This window comes from Neobacillus oceani (assembly GCF_046237595.1).
Lineage (GTDB): Bacteria > Bacillota > Bacilli > Bacillales > Cytobacillaceae > Bacillus_D > Bacillus_D oceani.
In genome coordinates, this window is sequence record NZ_CP143543.1 from 3,529,486 (window position 1) to 3,546,978 (window position 17,493).

Sequence of the window (17,493 nt, forward strand, 5' to 3'; positions counted from 1 at the left end):
GTTCCTTCCTTTATTACCAAAAATGGTATTTTTACATAATAATAAGGGGCAAGCCTTTATCGGCTTACCCCTTTCTTTTTTTTAAAAATGGACATCGCACTACATTGCCCCTGTCAAGATATTGAAGGCGACGTCCGGATTTGTTGTGCCGGTCTCCTCCAGAAACTCCACGTACGTGCCCTGAAAACTGATTGTGCCGCCATTGAGCAGGTAAAGCCTGGAGTCCACATACTCAAGTTCATGCAAAATATGCGTCGACATAAGGACGAGCGTGCCATCCTGTTTCGCCAAATCTTCAATTCTTTTTAAAATTTTGATCCTCGAGTCGGGGTCAACTCCGCTCGTGGGTTCGTCAAAAATATAGACTTTCCTTTCCATTTGGCATATCAATGATACAATTAGCCAGCGCCGTTCCCCAAGCGACATTTTGCCGTACGGAGTATCCCAGAGCTTTTTTAATAGAAGTTCCTCACGCTGGTCGAGCGTTTTGAAAGCTGCCTTCGAGTCCCTCCTGCGAAAATCGGTTTGAAAGAACAGCCTCACAATGTCCTTTCCTTTTAAAATATAGAGAAATGGCACGCTTTGAAGCTGATAAATTACTTCCTCTTCCCGCGGCGCATCGATGATTCCCCCATTCGCATCAAGCGCGCCGGATATCAGGTCAAAAAGCGTCGTCTTCCCCGCCCCATTTTGCCCGAGGATAACGTTCACCTTGTCCGAAGCGAAAACGAGCGAGATTTCGTTCAAAACTTTCTTATTTCCATAAGCAAAAGATAGATTCCGTATCTTCATGATTTCAACACTCCATCGTTAATTTCGGGCAATTTTTGAAACAATCCCGATCCGCCTTAATGTGAAAAAACCTAACGAAGAAAACAATAAAATGATTGCCAAGAATAGGACTGGCGGGGTTGCGGAGGATTCGTACCCGCCGATGGTGAACAGATTCCTTGCCATCCTTGCCACAAATTCCACGGGATTCAGCAGCGCCAGGAACACAAGGCCTGTTTCACGTGCCTCAAGCGTTATCATTGATAAATACGACAGGACGACCGGTAACAACATGGTAATCGGGGTCAGGGATTCCGCCTTCAAGTTCAATGCAGGTATCCACGAAAAAAGGAACGCAACCGGCAGGATTGTTACAAGCCCGATTAATAGTGAAATGAATACAATTTGCAATAGTAAATGTGGAACAAAAAACAGTGAAGTAACGATCGAAAACACGCTTATATTCAGCAGCAGGAAGGTAAACTGGGCGAGGAAAAACCCCGCGATGACCGTATATTTATTGCCAGCTACAAACTTGAACATTTTTAAAAAGCCGAATTCCCTCAAGTTGAGGAGACCCACGCCAACACCGTTCGCAGTTGTCATCACCACCATGAACCCTAAATAGAACGAGTACATCGGAACAAATTCACCGATATCCGGCTTTGCGGCAAACCACGCCCTCGCCGAATACGACATCATGATGGTCGGAAAAAGTAGAGTCCAAATAAACGACACTTTATAGCTTATCGCATTTTTAAAAAAGAGCTTGAAGAATGCTAAGGACGTTCTTGTGAAATTCCGGAATTTCATTTGGCACAGTCTCCTTTCATGGCGCAGCGCGAAGGTTTTGAATTACTTCCCCGCCGCTTCCATATACCGCCACATCAACCTATGGTGAGGGTACAGCTTGCGAGGGATATCGGCAAGAGTATGTATTTTTTCGTCTTCCTCATCTTTACGACCATAAAGGTAAAAAGTTCCGTCTAAAGGGATTGATTTTCGAAACTTAAAGAGAGCAACAACGTACGTTTCCTCGTCACCCTTTTCTAAGTCCTCCGGCTTTATCTTGTTGTAATTTTTCAAGGCTGTGATGCTGTCCCGGATTTGGACGGCTACATGGGGGCTAAATTCCTGGGGATAAAAGGTAGTCGTCGAGCTTATCGTCAGGAGGAGAGTAATTAGCCAAATAAACCTGTTTTTGCGGTGAGCGGTTCCTTTTCGGGTAAGGTAAATCGCCGCAGCCACGAGCGCAAGGTTTACCGAAAGAATAAGCGGGATAGCCAAAATGCGTGCAAGGCCGGTATACGGGAAAAGCCTTATGAACAATTCGATTAAGATGAACGTGGGTAGGATTCCGCCATCCCCTTTAAAACGGCTTTTTGCCCGCCGCTGAGCTCCTTCTCTTCTGCCATTAGCCTATAAACCACCTTGTTAGCATAACAAAAGCGAAAATGACAAACGCCAGCACCGCAATGTTAAACAGGATTTGCTTCCAGCCCCCGCGGAAAAACTCACCCGGCGGTCCGGTTAACCCTTGGCGCTGTGCCTCGTTGAACGTATAACCAGGGTCTTTCCGCATTTCCCTCTCAAGGCGGTCCCTATCCTTTTCCGACATCCAAATCCCCCATTTCGGCAAGTTTATTCCATTATATACCACCACTATTTAGACGAGTAGCTTGAATTTTCAAAAACGTTCGGTAATCGAATTATTTTTAAGCTGTTTCGTAATTATCCACAATTTCCAAGCATAATTTGGTAACACCCCAACTAAACGTATAAGGAGGAACAACCATGGACCTTTATCACTTTCTCGTCCTGATTCACATCATCGCCGCCATCGTCGGAATCGGTGCAACCTTCGCCCTGCCCGCAATCGCAAAAAAACCGAAAACCCCCTCACAGGCGCAATTTACCTTTGGTATCCTCGACGGAATCGAGAAGATTGCCAAAATCGGCAGCATCACCCTCCTGCTTACCGGACTTATCCTCGGCGCCCTCGAAACCAGCCTATTCAAGGAATTCTGGTACATCGCCTCAATCGTCATCTACATCGCCGTCCAGCCAATCGTCGCCGGCATCCTGCCAAAAAAAATCAAGCAGCAAAAGCAAATCCTCGAGGAGCACACAGGTGACGGCCTGCCCGAAGCCTACCTCACCATCGCCCGGCAAATGGACCGCCTCAACCAAATCACACACGCCGCCGCCATCATCCTCATCATCCTCATGGTCGCCAAGCCCTTTTGATTTTTTGTGAAAAAGGGCCCATGCCACAAGTATTTGTACACACCGGGTGCGGCGCTCCGGCACCGGGACATAACCGTGTAAAAACGCAGAAGCCAGGCAGAACCTGGCTTCTATTTCCTATTAAGTTTAAAAACAGGTTAATGGAGAGCCAGGCAAGTCTTTTCTAAATTTGCTTAAGCGGCCGCGCCCCGCAGAAACACCGAAACCAGGCTGAACATTGGCTTCTATGTTTCTATCAAGTTCAAAGACGATGTTAACGAAAGGCCAGCCAAGCTAGCTTTTTATTAAAGAAGCGAGTTTGATTCGTATTATTCACTCCAAGAAGTGAATTAAAAGTACCGTGGACTGATTTAAGAAGTAAATTATTGAACTTATTCTGAGCATAAGACTCATCAAGACCGTTTCATCTTAAGTAACCCTTCAAAACGGTCTTTAGAAGCGGTATTAAGACCGTTTCACCCTAAGGAACCCTTCAAACCGGTCTTTAGAAGCGGCATCAAGACCGTTTCACCCTAAGTAACCCTTCAAAACGGTATTTAGAAGCGGCATCAAGACCGTTTCATCCTAGGAACCCCTTCAAAACGGTTTTTATAAGCGGCTTCAAGACCGTTTCACCCTAAGTAACCCTTCAAAATGGTCTTTAGAAGGGATACACGAGAACGAGGAGAATAAGCAAGCTAATGTTTAATGTTCGCGAATATATTCATAAAAGGACCAACGACGTTTATTTACTAAATCTAAGTTTTTCTCTAAAACCCTCCGTATCCGCCGCTTCGACACCCTTCCCCCGCACCACTCAAAAATATCATTTGTAGTTATTTTCCTCCCGTGGAATAAAACCTTGTATTCCCACACATGCCGCATGACTGCAGCATCAACAATTTCTCTTTCTCCACAAGCCCCACAAACACAATAATGCCCCTCCACCCCAACGAAAGCCGAGCCGCACCGCCCACAGAAAAGCGCCTTTCGCAACCCATCATACTCATAAGCCGGGACATTAGAATAACGAGACTCCACCTGGTGCAGGGCAACTAGGTGATCCGCAAGCTGATAGTGGTTTTTCGTCAACCTCGTTTTACGCGAATCGAATTTTTTAAAAAAGCGGTTTAACTGGGAGTGCACGAGCATTGGCTTGTCGTAAGGAGCATGGAATAAGGTAAATTCGGGGTTAATAAATACGGCGGTTGATTGTATTTGTGGAGAGTAGCCAAGCGTGTGGAGCATATTGCGGAGCTGCGAATCATTGCGGGCCATTTGAAGCAGCGGATTCGTAACATCCACATCAGGTAGCCTGATAATCCGGTCATTCTTTGCTTCATAGACATGGTCGCCATAGAGGTTTTTCACTTCAAACGGGTAAAGCCTTTCGGGAGCCACAATCAGCGAATCGATTTGGAACGTCGTGTTGTTGAACTCGAAAAGCAGGTCGTTCAAGACAAGGCACTCACTTTGAAGCCGGCCTGTCCACTCATCAAACATCAGCTCCCCTTCAAACCCCTTCTTTTTATTGGCATAATAATTCGCATCCTTCTCAGCCAAGGCCGACCTAATATCCAGCATCCTCAGCACCGTCAACTCACCAGGTTCAGTACGCGGTTTGTACAGCATAATTCACAACCTTTCTCAATTTATCGACACAATTTTATTTTACAAAAGTTTCCTGTCTATCCACCGGACATTTATGAATTTTTTGCAAAAAAAGACCAGACAACGCGATTTGACGGTGCCTGGCAATGGATTTGCTTACGATAGTAGTTTACCTTATATAATTGTTATCTCATCAAGGTTTCATCTTTAAAAATATGAAAAAATGGAAAAAACTCTTATTATACTTCTACTCTAACCTTCAAAAACTCCCGAATCCGCCCGGCTGCTTCCGCGAGCCTTTCCGCTTGTTGGACGAGGGCTATCCTCACGTAACCTTCGCCTTGCTTGCCGAATGCGTCGCCCGGTACGACCGCTACGCCCGCATGATCCAACAACTGAAACGCAAAATCACGGGATGTCCAGCCTTCCGGGATTTTTGCCCAAACAAACATCGTGGCCGGGGATGATTTTACCTGCCAGCCGCTTTGGTTCAAGCCTTCAATAAGTGTGTCTCGGCGATTTTCGTAGATTTTCACCCGATCGGCAAGGTCTACAAAATCCGAAGTAAGCGCCGCTACGGCCGCTTTTTGAATCGGCAGGAAAATGCCGTAGTCGATATGCGATTTGAACGCCGCAAGGATGCGGATTGCCTGCTCATTCCCAACCGCGTAGCCAATCCGGCAGCCCGCCATGTTGAACGTTTTCGAAAGCGAGTTAAACTCGATGCCTACCTCTTTCGCACCCTCAACCGACATGAAACTGATTTGCGGGCGGTTGTCAAAAATCAGTTCAGAATACGCAAAATCGTGCAAGACGAGAATTTCATGTTTTTTCGCAAACGCGACGACTTTTTCAAAAAAGCGCCTGTCCGCCAAAGCCGGAATCGGATTCCCCGGGTAGCTGAGAATCATGAGCTTCGCTTTCGCCAGAACCTCCGCCGGAATGTCCTCAAGTACTGGAAGGAAATCATTCTCCTCATGAAGCGGCATTGGGTAAGCCTCAGCCCCGGCAATCGCCACACTTGCCTCGTAAATCGGGTAGCCCGGGTCCGGCACAAGCACATAATCGCCCGGATTCACGAGCGCGAGCGCCAAATGCGACAGCCCGTCCTGCGACCCCATCAGCTGCAAAACTTCTTTTTCCGCAATGATATCCACGTTATAGCGCTGCTTGTAAAAATAACTCACGGCCTCACTGAATTCCGCGGTCCCCTTTAGCGTGTACCCATAATTCAGCGGGTCGCTGCTGTACTTCGCAATCGTTTCCGTAACGAGTGGAGATGGAGGTAAATCGGGGCTCCCGACACTTAGATCAATTACATCCACACCCTTTTTCAGGAGCTCTTGCTTGCGATTTGCCAGGTCTAGAAAAATCCCGGATGGCAACTTTTCCAATATCGTCGATGGTGTAATCTTCATATGCAACTCTCCTTAATACGGGAATTTTTTTTTGTAAAATAGGCCGTGTATGATAATTTAGTGAATGTTAAAAATTATTTTAACAGTATAACACAGGATGTTTCAGCGTGCCGCTAAAAGTTCTAAGAGATTTCAGGGGATATTTTATAAACACAAGGGGGGGTATGACTTCTAAGAATTCAACATTCATAAGGCCAATAACGTTCTATGGCTACAGGGACTTATTTTCACAACGGGAATCATACCCTGTGCCGCGGCAAAATAAAATGTTCTGTATAGCTATCCATGTTGCTGAAAATGCTGGAGGATTGATGACAATGGCGGGGACGAAAAAGAAACGGTTGTTATTGATTGCACTCTCAGGCTTTATTGCCCTTTTCCTTGCAGGAGGGAGCTATGCCTTTACGGTCTACCATTCCTTATCCAAGGCTGCGGATACAATGCATGCGCCGATTGAACGCGTTCAATCACCGAAACGGGTGAAACAGGCCACGATAGAGAAGCAGCAGCCGTTTTCGGTCCTTCTGCTAGGAGTCGATGAGCGCGAGGGAGACCGCGGCCGGACCGACAGTATGATCGTGCTGACCATTAATCCGAACCTCAGCTCTGTAAAAATGGTCAGCATCCCAAGGGATACGCGGACGGTGATTGCGGGGCGGGGTGGCGAGGACAAAATCAACCACGCCTATGCGTTTGGCGGAGTGGAAATGGCGATGGAAACGGTCGAACAGTTTTTCGATATCCCGATTGACTATTATGTAAAAGTGAATATGGAGGGATTCAGCGGGCTTGTCGATGCGGTTGGCGGAGTCACAGTCACGAATCCATTCGCGTTCACGTATGGCGAGGATCAATTTTCAAAAGGGGAAATTGCGCTCGACGGCGAGTCGGCGTTGAACTATGCGAGGATGCGCTACGAGGACCCGAAAGGTGATTTCGGCAGGCAGGAACGGCAGCGGGCCATCATCAAGTCTGTCCTCGACAAGGGCGCGTCCATCTCATCGCTAGCCAATTTTGATAAAATTTCCGCTGAACTGGGCCAGTCCATCAAAACCAATCTAACCGTCGACCAAATGGTTGGCATCGCCACGAATTATAAGGGTGCAGCGAAAAACATCTACCAAATCGAACTGAACGGAACAGGCAAGAAAATCAACGCCATCTACTACTACCTCGTCCCCGAGGAAGAAAGGCAGCGTGTCCAAGCCGAACTCAAACAGCATCTAAAACTCTAATAATGGGCTTCGCGGTGAGGTTGGTGCCTGGTATACGGGCGAGGCGTTTCTGTCCCAGTCTGGCGCCTGGCACCTAACCCGGAACCCATTTTTCGACAAATTCCGGCACTGTTCCCGGGTGGTGACAGGCACTGTTCGTATTTTTCGCATTTCCATCAAAAAAAACCGGGGCGGACAGTGTAATCTGTCCGCCCCGACCGAACTAATTTCAATAAAAATTGGCGATGCATTTGACTGCGTCGAGCTTCGCTTTGCTAGGTGTTTCGTAGCTTACTTTTTTTGGTTCGCGCTTGACGAACTGCCCGGCGCCCACCCGGAGTTCGTCTTTTTTAAATCCATAAATTTTATACACTTGGCCTTTTTTCAGCATCCTCACAACCTTGCCGTCATTGGACAACAGAGGCGTATCCTGAAGGATGGTCAAACGGCCAAGCAGCCCCGGTACAAGCTCCCACTTATATTTCTCCCAATAAATTTTCTGGCCCTTCTTGTACTGCAAACATGGCGTGCAGACAGGCTTCGTCACGTACGCCGATGAAATGTATCCCACTTTTTTATCCGATGTCACGACAGGAATCCAAACAAACTGATTTGGGTTCGCCGAAGTATCGTACACGAAATCCCCGTTAATTGTCAGTGCTGAGAATTTGCCGAGCGTTTTTACCTTAGTGGAGCCTGTCCCCGGCCCTGACCTTAGAACCGCACCGTCAATCGTCGTAGCAACCTTTTCATTTTTATTATAAAAATAAGCTGACGGATGCACTGTCCCTTTAATCGTATAGGCCATTGTCGGAAACTTTATGTTGTCCGTACTATCCCGATTGTAATCAAAATCGCTCACCTTGAACTCCGGCTTCACCAATTTGCCGCCGTTTAGCAGGCTGTCGTTTTCAATATTCCGGAATACTTTTTCCTGGTAGGCGTCTGGATGCGGCACGCCCTCTCTCGTAATCGGGCTGTTCACCGGCTTCGTTCCATTATAGGCCATAACCGCGAAATACCAGCTTTCAATGTCATGCCGCCCGGTGTTCTTTATTTTCGGAATATCCGTCCTGGTGTACATGTACGCCAGAACCTCCACTCCTTTTTCAATATTGTAATAAACATCGTTTTTCAGGCTCTCCTGGTCCAAGTCAGGCTTGTTCGTAATCTGCATGATTCCGATTCCGCCATCCCCAGAAATGACCGGCTCACCATCGGCATCGAACTGTTTCCACTTCCCGTTTTCCTGGCTCGCGACTCCCTTCACAACTTCCGGCGGGACGTCAAACGCAATCGCCGCGCTTGTCAGCAGGCAATTCATGTGTTGGAAGGACGGGTTTTCATTCGGTTTCAGCGCGCCAAACTTCGAGCACTTCGAGGCCCACCCCGGTTCAGCTGCTGAAGCATTTTCATGATAAAATCCAAGGGCTAGTAGTGTAAGGACCGCTGCTTTCAATAGTGTTTTCAACTCGTCACTGCTCCAATCTGTTAATCTCGCAAAACTATCTCTCACACTATCATACTTGAAAATCACCAAAAATGTCCAAACCAACAGCGTAATTTTTCCAAAATTGGTCCAAAACTACTTCCTTCGCAGCTTCTCAATATCGTCTTTTAATATCTTATTTTCCTTAATTAACACTTTTTCAATGTAAGAATAATCTTTGAAAATCACATCCAAAAACGCATCGACATCCGACGGGTCATACCCGCGTACCAGCTTTCGCTTAAATTCCTTATCTTGAATGTCCCGTCCGCTTAACAAAAGGTTCGAATCATATTTTTGCTGAACTCCAGGAAGATCTCTTTCTAAAAGGATATCAAGCACACCCTTTGAATACGAGTAGGTCAGGAGAATCGACTCCCCCGCCGGTCCCGCCATTGTCAATTCAACCACAGAAATAACGTCACCCGTCTCCACAGCAACGCTTTGAGTATAAACGCTTGTCGCGGCAAACCCCTGACCTCGCTTCTGTTCATATGCCTTGGCCAGCTTCGGGAACTTCCCAATCGCCAAATCGATCATTTCCTGAATCACAAGCAAACCTCCTAGCAATCTCTTAGTCGTCTCTTAGTTCGTATCATTGCACAGCTTCATGTCGGCCTACCACTGGAAAATGAGACCAGAAACCCAAGGAAATCAGCCCTCCTTTTCTCTGAAACTATATACCCAACTTCTAGCCAGGAAAAATCTGCATCAAGGTGGTGCCGATATCCGAAAATTGAATCGTGGCCAAGTTAATTTTGTCCGAATTTATACCGATTTGAAGCGATATTAATGCCGATTGATGCATTATTAATGCCGAATCCGCCGATAATAATGCCTAACTCGGTCTTATTAATGCCGAATCGCCCGATAATAATGCCAAACTAGCTATTATTAATGCCTGACGCAATAAAAGCGGTCCCTCCATCAGGACCGCCCGCAAATATACCCGTATCATCACATTCAATTTTCACAAAATCCTAACACACTCTATTCCTCATAAACGACCAAATGATCATAAACGCGCCAGCCCGCCTTCGTTTTCAGAAAACAAATCGTCGTCGTTTGGTTGCCGCTCATTTCATTGAGATGGTACTGCGAAACGAACAGATACTCCACGCCGTCCCTCTGGTAGCGCACGACCGTCGGCTTCTTCGGATTGTACTTCAGCTCCCAGTCGAGCGGATACAGCGCCAGCCCCCAAATCTCCGTCTCAATCACGTGATACAGCTGATTTCCGCGGCTGTCTTTCCCATCCGTTCGGAACTGCTGCTTGAAATACCGGTCCACAAACTCGCGCGTGAACGCCTGCTCCATAATCGCGTAAACCTGCGCCTTTGTGTAGCTCTTCTCCCACGATACCCGCTGCACCGCATCCGCCCTGTCCGCGATTTTCCTCGCTTCCGCCTCCGTCATCGGCATGTAGATGCGCACATAATCGTCCAACACATAACCCGTCTTTTTCCCGAATGTAATCTGCACCCAGCCGTTTTTCACCGAGGCAACCGGCACACTCGCCTTGTTCTTCAACGACCCAATCTTCTTGTACTTCACCCCCGGCCCGCTCCGCACATTAAGCACGCCGCTTTTGATTTCTACCACACCCGTCTTCCCCGCGGCCACCGCCTCCGTCTTGCCCACTGGCGTAAAAAGCCCCAAAACCAAAACCGCCAACACCAACCCTTTTACAACCGCTTTTTTGAAAATTGACCAACGCCCCCATTCCCGCGCCGGAACCCCCGCCCCGAACGCCCCTTTTTCTACTCACATACCCCCACCATATGCAAAAAATACAAAAATGAGAAAATCGTCCTAGTGGTGTATGAGCTCAAAATTTTTAAAAATCGGTTTGAATTTTGTTTGGTGATGAAATTGCATTGCAGCAAAAACGAGGAAACCAATGCGGTTACAGGGAAACGTCCCGAGCCAGTGGAAGCTCCTTGAATGTGTGGCCGTTCCCTGCCCTGTTTGAGGTAATCTATTAATTCAAGCACAGCGCCCTAAATCCCTTTCGCCCAACCCCAAAAATAAAACCACAAAATCCGCCAGCAAAATCCGATAAAAATACCGCTTTTCATTGACCATTCTATGGTGCCAAAGACGGACTGACTTTTACAAAAAGAGTTGGATGGCCGGAGCTCACTTTTACAAAAAGATTTGATGGCAGGACCTCGTTTTTACAAAAGTAGAGGTTGGCCAGAACTCCTTTTACAAACAAGAGAATGGACGGAACTCTGTTTAAAGTAAAGCAACCGATTCATCCAAAACTTTTTTAAAGAAAGAATTCACTTGACAGAGGGGCTTGGTTTCCAGCATAATGACAATTAAAACTTTGGAAAATTCGAAAAAATGTATTGTGTAGAGTGTAGTGGCGGTTAATCATTTTGATGATCAAAAACTTGCTACTGCATAGCTCAATTCAATTAATGGCTTTGAAATTCACCAACTATATAGTGCAGAGCGTTGAGTAAGGCCAGTAGATGGAATACGGCGAAAGAGAGCGGGGCCCACCGGCTGAAAGGTTCCGCAGCCCTCTGGACCATTGAACCTACCTTATGAGCTGCCAGGCAAACCTGGCCGCGTGTCCGGCGATAGTGGATTTGAGTGAGCCTTTTTGTGTAAAAAGGGGCGTAGCGCGGGATTTTCTGTCCTGGTGCGTTGTCCTCTTTTTCCAAAAAAAGGGTCAATAAAGGTGGTACCACGGAAGAATGGCCTTTCGTCCTTTGCGGATGAAGGGCCTTTTTGTATTTTTCGATAATAGGCGATTTTTAAAAAAGGAGGCGGGTCCGATGAGGAAATTGGTGTTTGTTGGGGCGGGTTCGATGGCTGAGGCGCTGATTGCGGGGATTGCCGCGAATGGGCTTGTTAAGGCTGCCGAGATTTGGGTGACGAACAGGCGTGACGGGGAACGCCTCAAGGAGCTTGATGAAAAATATGGCGTGACGGTTACGTATGATAAAAAGGCATTGTTTGAGGATGCGGAAGCGGTGGTTTTGGCGATGAAACCAAAAGACGCGATGGCCGGGCTTGAGAGCGTTATGCCATATTTGACTGGGGATATGCTCGTTATTTCCGTGCTCGCGGGTCTTTCGATTAGGACGATAGAGCGAATAGCGGATAAAAAGCTCGCGATTGTCCGGGCGATGCCGAATACGTCGGCGGCAATCGGAAAATCGGCCACTGGCCTCGCGTTTAACTCGTTTGTTTCCGGAGAGCAAGCTGACCAGGCTAAGGCGCTGTTTGAAACCGTGGGGCTTGCGGCGTTTGTTGAGGAGAGCCAGCTCGACGCGGTGACCGGATTGTCTGGAAGCGGCCCGGCGTATATTTACTACTTGGTGGAAGCGATGGAGAACAGCGCTTCCGAGATCGGGCTCGAACGGGATTTGGCGAAGGAACTCATCGTCCAGACGCTGCTCGGGGCGGCGGAAATGCTGCGTGCTTCCGATAAGCCTTCTCGCCAGCTTCGGCATGAGGTCACAAGCCCAGGCGGCACAACCGAAGCCGGAATCCGTGTGCTTGAAAACAACCAGGTTCATGACTCGATGATTCAGTGTATTTTGGAAGCGACCGCCCAGTCCAAAAAACTCGGCAGCATGCTTAGCCGGGAGTTCGAGGCGGGGTGAGTTGTCATGACAAGCTTTACTGGCCGGAAAACCCTATAATAAATATGTAAATAGAAAAGGAGAGAGCAACATTGAAATTACCTATCGCAATAGTCGGAAGTGTCGCGATTCTAACGTTAGGGGGTTTGGCGGTTAACCAGATGCACAAAAATTATCAAGCAAATCAACTTATTATTGAAAAGTGCTTTGACAACTTTGATACAGTAGGGGAAGTAGTGATAAAAAAGGATGGCTTTTGGTCTCCTGTTATTTGTGAAAAGAAATAGTATTTTCAAGCGTTATAATGGAAGTCTTTTTTTCTTACCGGCCTATTCAAAAAAGCCTTGCGTTTTGACTGGTGCTGTTTTTTTTCAAAACAAAGGGCCCGCAAGCCGATACGATGCGAGCCCTTTCAATTAACTCAATGGTCCTGAGTCTTCCAGTAAATCCTTGATAATTTTCATATCCTCTTCGTACTGAACTTGATTGGTGTACACGTTCTCATAGACGACGGTCTCGGCTGGCGTTTCGAGTTCGAGCTGTACCTTCAGGTTTTGGCTGGCGCCTGTCGTGCTGTCTTCGTCCCCGATAGCCATTCCGTCAGGGCGAATTTCCTTTTCATTAAAACGTATGGCGGGTTGCCCGCCGGTTTCTTTCGCTCGTGCGACAAATTCGGAAAGCGATACATTGTTCGCCATGGAATCACCTCTATAATCGTTTACCTTCCTATCATTTAGTTGAAACGTCAAAATTATGCCTGCGGTTGAGGTGCAGGTAAAAACAGAAAGTTTTTCTGACCATGACCAAGCCTGCTACAGCACCCGGTTTGGTAATTTAAAAATGTTTGTTACCGTATGATAAGCGGTAACGGAGATGCCCATATTCACCTAAATTTCATGTAATAAAGGGGGAAATAGTATGAGTACGCCTAAAAAAAATATGAAAAGCCCAATTCCGATCCTACGTATTTTTGATGAGGAAAAAGCAAGAGATTTTTATTTATCCTTTTTGGAATTCAAGGTGGATTGGGAACATCGATTTGAAGAGGATTACCCTCTATACATGCAAGTTTCTTATGGAAATTGCATTCTTCACCTCACTGAGAACCATGGGGATTGCTGCCCCGGGGCAGCGATTAGGATTGAGGTGGACAACCTGGAGCTGCTCCATGCAAACCTTATATCAAAGCAATACAAATTTGCCCGTCCCGGCATTGAAACTACACCTTGGCATACGAGGGAAGTCCGAGTTGGCGACCCTTTCGGCAATCGAATTGTGTTTTATGAAAATGTGGGAAGGTAACAGGCCCGCCAAGAAATCGGAAAAATCGGGTTGGGTTGTCAGTATAGGCCCCGCTTATGTGACAACCGCAAGCGAAAATCCAGTTGGGGTGTCAGAATAAGTGCGGATATATCTGACAACCACAGGCCTAAATCCGGTTAGGTTGTCAGAAAAAGCTCGGATATCTGACAAGCACAGGCCTAAATCCGGTTAAGTTGTCAGAAAAAGCCCGGATATCCCACAACCCAAAAAATTAAACGTAGAGCAGTTTTCAACTATATAAATATCAAGGTATCAGTCTCTTTTAGAATTTCCGGCCGCTTCCTATTCGAATTTCACTTCCCAGTTTCACTCCCCAAACTTGGCGCGGTAGTGGGCTAATGCTAACAGCGGGAAGATGTAGCGGTAGCTGTGGTAGTGGATGTAGAAGTCGCCTGCCATTCCCTGCCCTTTTGGGTAGTCTTCCGTCCAGTCCGTCGACTCCAGATTCTCCAACAAATAGCCGATCCCCGAATTGATTTCTTCAGTTGGCCGCCCACGACCTGCCAGTGCAATCAACGCGTCGACTGCCCACGCTGTATGGACCAGCGTGCTCGCCCCAAGCGGAACATATTTGCCGGCACTGTCGCTCAGGCACGATTCGCCCCAGCCACCGTCCGCATTTTGAATCCCCTTCAGCCAACCGGCTGCCCGCGACAATACTTTCTCTGACGGAAAAATTCCCGCCGCCCGAAGCCCCGTCACCGCCGCCCACGTGCCGTAAATGTAGCAAATCCCCCAGCGCCCGTACCACGAACCATCCTTCTCCTGGTTCTCCACTAGCCAGCGAATCCCTTTCCTTACCGCCGGATCGCTCTTCGGAAGCGATGTATAATTGCACAAAAACTCCAGCGTCCGCCCAGTTAAATCCGCGGAGGACGGGTCTGTTAAAAGAAACTCCCCTTTCTGAACAGGTAAAAGCGCCAGCAGCTTGCTGTTTGTATTTTTTTCAAAAGCCGGCCAGCCTCCATCGTCGTTTTGCATGGACAGGACCCAGCGCACCCCGCGCTGCCAGGCTCCGGAGTAATCCGGCATCTGGGCCTCCCCACCAGAAACGGAAGCCGAGTGCGTGAAATTATTCCCAGCTGGCATACCTGGGATAGGGCCCTGCCCATACCCCAAATTTTGCCCCGACATGAATCCCGAATTTACATTCGCCCCATATCCTGTGCCCTGTCCGTACCCTAAATGCTGCCCAACCGGTAAACCCTGCCCAATCCCTGGCCCCATTCCATAGCCCGATTGCATCCCATAACCCTGCCCAAACAAAACCGCAGTTCCATGCCCAAGACCAACCCCCGAACTACCACCAGCCCTAGCCCCTCCTACAACACTCCACGAAATCGCCCGCAGTGCCGCCGTCGTATCATCCACATCTGGATGGAGCGTATTGCTGTCCGCAAACCCCCATCCGCCCGGAGACGCATCCCGGTTGTGAACCACCCAATCCCCATAGCGGTGGTGCTGCCGGCTCAGCAAATACCCATTCGCCCGCGCCACCATCGGATCCGCCGCCGGAACCCCCGCCTCCTGCATCGCGTAACTCACCAACGCTGTATTCCACACCGAAGCCGTCGTATACTGCATATGCAAATGCCCGCCAACAACCGTCCGCATCCCCGCCAATCCCCGGACCGCCGCAACAATCACCGGATCATCCTTCCGATACCCGAGCGCCAGCAACGCGAAAATCATCAAAAACGTCGAACTGAAATAACCCAAAAACGTCCCATCCGCCTCAATCCGGTTCAGCATATAATTCTTGGCCCGCTCAGTTGCCAGCCGATGAACCTCGCCAGGAAGCCCCGCAAGAGTTTTTAGCCCATTTTTCAAAAAAGACCCAAGCCCCCGCCACGAATCCGCATCCGGGAACAACTCCACCTCCCCGTCATCCCGAATCCACAAATCCGACAAATCCGGGCTCTGCTCCGTCTTCACCTGAAACTTCCGGTCAGCAAGAATCATAAGCGGTACAAGGTTCGCCCTCCCGAACACCGAAATACTATAGATATTCACCGGAAACGACAACGGCAGCAGCATCATCTCAAGCGGAAACGGAAAAAACCCCGGCCACCTCATCTGTCCCGTCACCGCCAGCATGACCTTCGTGAACATATGTGCCTTCGGAATCCCGCCGTTCTCCACAACAAAACGCCTAGCCGCCGCAAGCCTCTCATCACGTATTTCCAAAAGCCCCGAATAAAGCAGAGCGTAATAAGCCTCGAGCGTCGCGCTCACATTCCCCTCCCCTTCATCGGCAAAAAGCTTCCACGCCCCGTTCTCCCCCTGCCTGCTCAAAATACGCTCTGCAAGCGCCCGGATAAACTTTTCATCATGAATCTCAAGTGTCCTTAATAAAATGATCATATAGCAGTCCGTGCCAACCCCCGTCTCAAACGGATACTCCCACGACCCGCGCGGAGACTGGTCCCGCCTCTGCCGTTCAACAAGCCGCCGAATCCCTTCCTGCACACCCATCATCCACCAACCTCCCCGGCAAATTCCCTACCAAATACATATTCACCTGTAAGCTGAACAATTCACGAGAGGCGGTGGCCCCATTGTTTTTGAAGCTTTTTTTGAAAAATCGGCCCACGCTCCCGGGCCATCTTTTAAAACTGAAAAAAGACCTTAAGAAAAAGAAGAAACTTCACGCATCGCTTCCTCCGCACGAAGCGCGAATCGTCCAGGACATTCGAAATCGTACGAGCAGGCTAAACCTGAACAACATCACCCGCACAAAAGCGTATCTTGATTATTATGTGAAGTTTCCCGAAATTCACTGGGCGTTTTTGGGGCACATGGTTTCGCGGAATGGCGGCTGGAACATGACCGATTTGAAAGGGGGCTTGGTAGGAAGGCTTTTGACGAAGGAAGAAGCGGAAGCATTTTTCACGTTTTTGGAGCGCGGGAATTGGCTGATTTTCCAGGATGCGTACCCGCAGTTCCTTTTATATGAAGAAAGTGTGAAACGGGGCCGGAATCTCTTTCACCTCTTGCCGCATTTGGGCGTTTCAGCGTTTATGGAGACGGTATGGGATTATTTCTGGAAGAAGAAGGACCTCTATACCCTTACGGTGGCACTCGTTGTAAACGAACAAAGCTATTTGGAATCCCGCGTTTTGCAGAACCCTGATTTTAAAAAGAATGTTTTCAACACGCTCGAGTTCCTGCTTCAGGACGTGCTGTCCATGAACCATATTGTGTTTCCAATTCGCCACGACGGCCGTACGGAACTTGCAGGGCTGACCGTCCATCAATTCGAAAGCCTCGACAAGCGAATTTTATTAGGAAAAAAATTATACAAGCTTCTTTTCGGGGATGAAGAACGGTTTAATCTGGTGAAGGAATGGGCGCTGGTGAATCCGCATACCGGCTCGAGGAAGGACTATTGGCCGCACCTGTTCAATGACGTCGAGGAATTCGCTCCGGGGAGCGAACTGAAACCGAGGATTTTCTCCTGCCGGCTCGCACCAAGGGCAGCAAGAATTTTCAGTCCAAGGTTAGAGTTCGCCTGGCCAAACCAGCAGCATCCCCCCGCGGAACCCGGCGACTGGTTCACCGATACGGATGCTGTCCACCATCTTATAGAGCTTAAGGACGTGGTGGAAGGAGAAATCCAACAAGACTACTGTAAAACACTCGAACGCCTCGACCTGGCAGCAATAGCAAAAAAAGCCCTCCTCCTTCGTAACCAAACGAACGACGGTTCAATTATTCTCAGGCATTTGCGGGAGTAAAGCTAGGGGACGGAGCTAGCGCCTAAAGCAAACAACAAAACGTAGGGCGGCAGACGGCTCAACAAGGGTCCGGCCACCCGTGAAACAAGATTTGTCGGGTGG

Annotated in this window: 17 protein-coding genes; 6 read left to right on the forward strand and 11 right to left on the reverse strand. The window is 48.4% G+C overall.

All coding sequences use genetic code 11. The features are described from left to right. Nucleotides 1–99 precede the first annotated feature (99 nt). From V1499_RS17930 to V1499_RS17945, 4 genes are all read right to left on the reverse strand, one after another. Entirely contained in the window at nt 100–792 is a 693-nt protein-coding gene (locus V1499_RS17930) for an AAA family ATPase (RefSeq protein WP_409271303.1), read from the reverse strand. An 18-nt stretch (nt 793–810) separates the two neighbouring features. Continuing rightward, on the reverse strand, nt 811–1,584 hold the full coding sequence (locus V1499_RS17935; RefSeq protein WP_409271305.1) for a hypothetical protein: 774 nt from the start codon (nt 1,582–1,584) through the stop codon (nt 811–813). A gap of 42 nt (nt 1,585–1,626) precedes the next feature. Then, nucleotides 1,627–2,058: a hypothetical protein gene (locus V1499_RS17940; RefSeq protein ID WP_409271306.1), complete on the reverse strand. Its 432-nt coding sequence runs from the start codon at nt 2,056–2,058 to the stop codon at nt 1,627–1,629. Between the two features lie 127 nt (nt 2,059–2,185). Further along, nucleotides 2,186–2,389: a hypothetical protein gene (locus V1499_RS17945; RefSeq protein WP_409271308.1), complete on the reverse strand. Its 204-nt coding sequence runs from the start codon at nt 2,387–2,389 to the stop codon at nt 2,186–2,188. A gap of 176 nt (nt 2,390–2,565) precedes the next feature. Between V1499_RS17945 and V1499_RS17950 the strand changes: the two genes are divergently transcribed. Further along, complete coding sequence (locus V1499_RS17950; RefSeq protein ID WP_409271310.1) at nt 2,566–3,018, forward strand: DUF2269 family protein; 453 nt, start codon at nt 2,566–2,568, stop codon at nt 3,016–3,018. 684 nt (nt 3,019–3,702) lie between these two features. Here V1499_RS17950 and V1499_RS17955 read toward each other — a convergent pair. Both V1499_RS17955 and V1499_RS17960 read right to left on the reverse strand, forming a co-directional pair. Then, entirely contained in the window at nt 3,703–4,629 is a 927-nt protein-coding gene (locus V1499_RS17955) for an NERD domain-containing protein (protein ID WP_409271312.1), read from the reverse strand. Between the two features lie 218 nt (nt 4,630–4,847). Continuing rightward, complete coding sequence (locus V1499_RS17960; RefSeq protein WP_409271313.1) at nt 4,848–6,026, reverse strand: LL-diaminopimelate aminotransferase; 1,179 nt, start codon at nt 6,024–6,026, stop codon at nt 4,848–4,850. Between the two features lie 164 nt (nt 6,027–6,190). Here V1499_RS17960 and V1499_RS17965 point away from each other — a divergent pair, with 164 nt between their 5' ends. Then, nucleotides 6,191–7,261 (forward strand): LCP family protein, encoded by a 1,071-nt coding sequence (locus V1499_RS17965; protein ID WP_409271315.1) that lies wholly within the window; start codon nt 6,191–6,193, stop codon nt 7,259–7,261. Between the two features lie 208 nt (nt 7,262–7,469). Here the strand turns inward: V1499_RS17965 and V1499_RS17970 are convergent, their stop codons facing one another. The 3 genes from V1499_RS17970 to V1499_RS17980 form a co-directional block, all read right to left on the reverse strand. Next, on the reverse strand, nt 7,470–8,711 hold the full coding sequence (locus V1499_RS17970; protein ID WP_409271317.1) for a transglycosylase SLT domain-containing protein: 1,242 nt from the start codon (nt 8,709–8,711) through the stop codon (nt 7,470–7,472). Nucleotides 8,712–8,825: 114 nt separating this feature from the next. Next, entirely contained in the window at nt 8,826–9,281 is a 456-nt protein-coding gene (locus V1499_RS17975) for a DivIVA domain-containing protein (RefSeq protein ID WP_409271319.1), read from the reverse strand. Nucleotides 9,282–9,719: 438 nt separating this feature from the next. Beyond that, complete coding sequence (locus tag V1499_RS17980; protein ID WP_409271321.1) at nt 9,720–10,403, reverse strand: SH3 domain-containing protein; 684 nt, start codon at nt 10,401–10,403, stop codon at nt 9,720–9,722. 1,115 nt (nt 10,404–11,518) lie between these two features. Here V1499_RS17980 and proC point away from each other — a divergent pair. After that, complete coding sequence (gene proC, locus V1499_RS17985; RefSeq protein WP_409271323.1) at nt 11,519–12,352, forward strand: pyrroline-5-carboxylate reductase; 834 nt, start codon at nt 11,519–11,521, stop codon at nt 12,350–12,352. Nucleotides 12,353–12,423: 71 nt separating this feature from the next. Beyond that, nucleotides 12,424–12,618, forward strand: coding sequence for a hypothetical protein (locus V1499_RS17990; RefSeq protein ID WP_409271324.1), 195 nt, complete (start codon nt 12,424–12,426; stop codon nt 12,616–12,618). 129 nt (nt 12,619–12,747) lie between these two features. On the opposite strand, the gene V1499_RS17995 is transcribed toward V1499_RS17990, so the two are convergent. Further along, nucleotides 12,748–13,029 (reverse strand): hypothetical protein, encoded by a 282-nt coding sequence (locus tag V1499_RS17995; protein WP_409271326.1) that lies wholly within the window; start codon nt 13,027–13,029, stop codon nt 12,748–12,750. Nucleotides 13,030–13,249: 220 nt separating this feature from the next. Here V1499_RS17995 and V1499_RS18000 point away from each other — a divergent pair, with 220 nt between their 5' ends. Then, on the forward strand, nt 13,250–13,633 hold the full coding sequence (locus V1499_RS18000; protein ID WP_409271328.1) for a glyoxalase superfamily protein: 384 nt from the start codon (nt 13,250–13,252) through the stop codon (nt 13,631–13,633). 327 nt (nt 13,634–13,960) lie between these two features. On the opposite strand, the gene V1499_RS18005 is transcribed toward V1499_RS18000, so the two are convergent. Beyond that, nucleotides 13,961–16,132 (reverse strand): prenyltransferase/squalene oxidase repeat-containing protein, encoded by a 2,172-nt coding sequence (locus V1499_RS18005; protein WP_409271330.1) that lies wholly within the window; start codon nt 16,130–16,132, stop codon nt 13,961–13,963. 71 nt (nt 16,133–16,203) lie between these two features. Here V1499_RS18005 and V1499_RS18010 point away from each other — a divergent pair, with 71 nt between their 5' ends. Next, the gene (locus V1499_RS18010; RefSeq protein ID WP_409271332.1) at nt 16,204–17,391 is read left to right on the forward strand and encodes a DUF2515 family protein; all 1,188 of its coding nucleotides are present in this window, start codon (nt 16,204–16,206) and stop codon (nt 17,389–17,391) included. The last annotated feature ends 102 nt before the right edge of the window (nt 17,392–17,493 follow it).

Coding starts and splice junctions, on each gene's coding strand:
- V1499_RS17930 (WP_409271303.1), bottom strand. CDS start 792: ATGAAGATACGGAATCTATCTTTTGCTTATGGAAATAAGAAAGTTTTG.
- V1499_RS17935 (WP_409271305.1), bottom strand. CDS start 1,584: ATGAAATTCCGGAATTTCACAAGAACGTCCTTAGCATTCTTCAAGCTC.
- V1499_RS17945 (WP_409271308.1), bottom strand. CDS start 2,389: ATGTCGGAAAAGGATAGGGACCGCCTTGAGAGGGAAATGCGGAAAGAC.
- V1499_RS17950 (WP_409271310.1), top strand. CDS start 2,566: ATGGACCTTTATCACTTTCTCGTCCTGATTCACATCATCGCCGCCATC.
- V1499_RS17955 (WP_409271312.1), bottom strand. CDS start 4,629: ATGCTGTACAAACCGCGTACTGAACCTGGTGAGTTGACGGTGCTGAGG.
- V1499_RS17960 (WP_409271313.1), bottom strand. CDS start 6,026: ATGAAGATTACACCATCGACGATATTGGAAAAGTTGCCATCCGGGATT.
- V1499_RS17965 (WP_409271315.1), top strand. CDS start 6,191: ATGACTTCTAAGAATTCAACATTCATAAGGCCAATAACGTTCTATGGC.
- proC (WP_409271323.1), top strand. CDS start 11,519: ATGAGGAAATTGGTGTTTGTTGGGGCGGGTTCGATGGCTGAGGCGCTG.
- V1499_RS17995 (WP_409271326.1), bottom strand. CDS start 13,029: ATGGCGAACAATGTATCGCTTTCCGAATTTGTCGCACGAGCGAAAGAA.
- V1499_RS18000 (WP_409271328.1), top strand. CDS start 13,250: ATGAGTACGCCTAAAAAAAATATGAAAAGCCCAATTCCGATCCTACGT.
- V1499_RS18005 (WP_409271330.1), bottom strand. CDS start 16,132: ATGATGGGTGTGCAGGAAGGGATTCGGCGGCTTGTTGAACGGCAGAGG.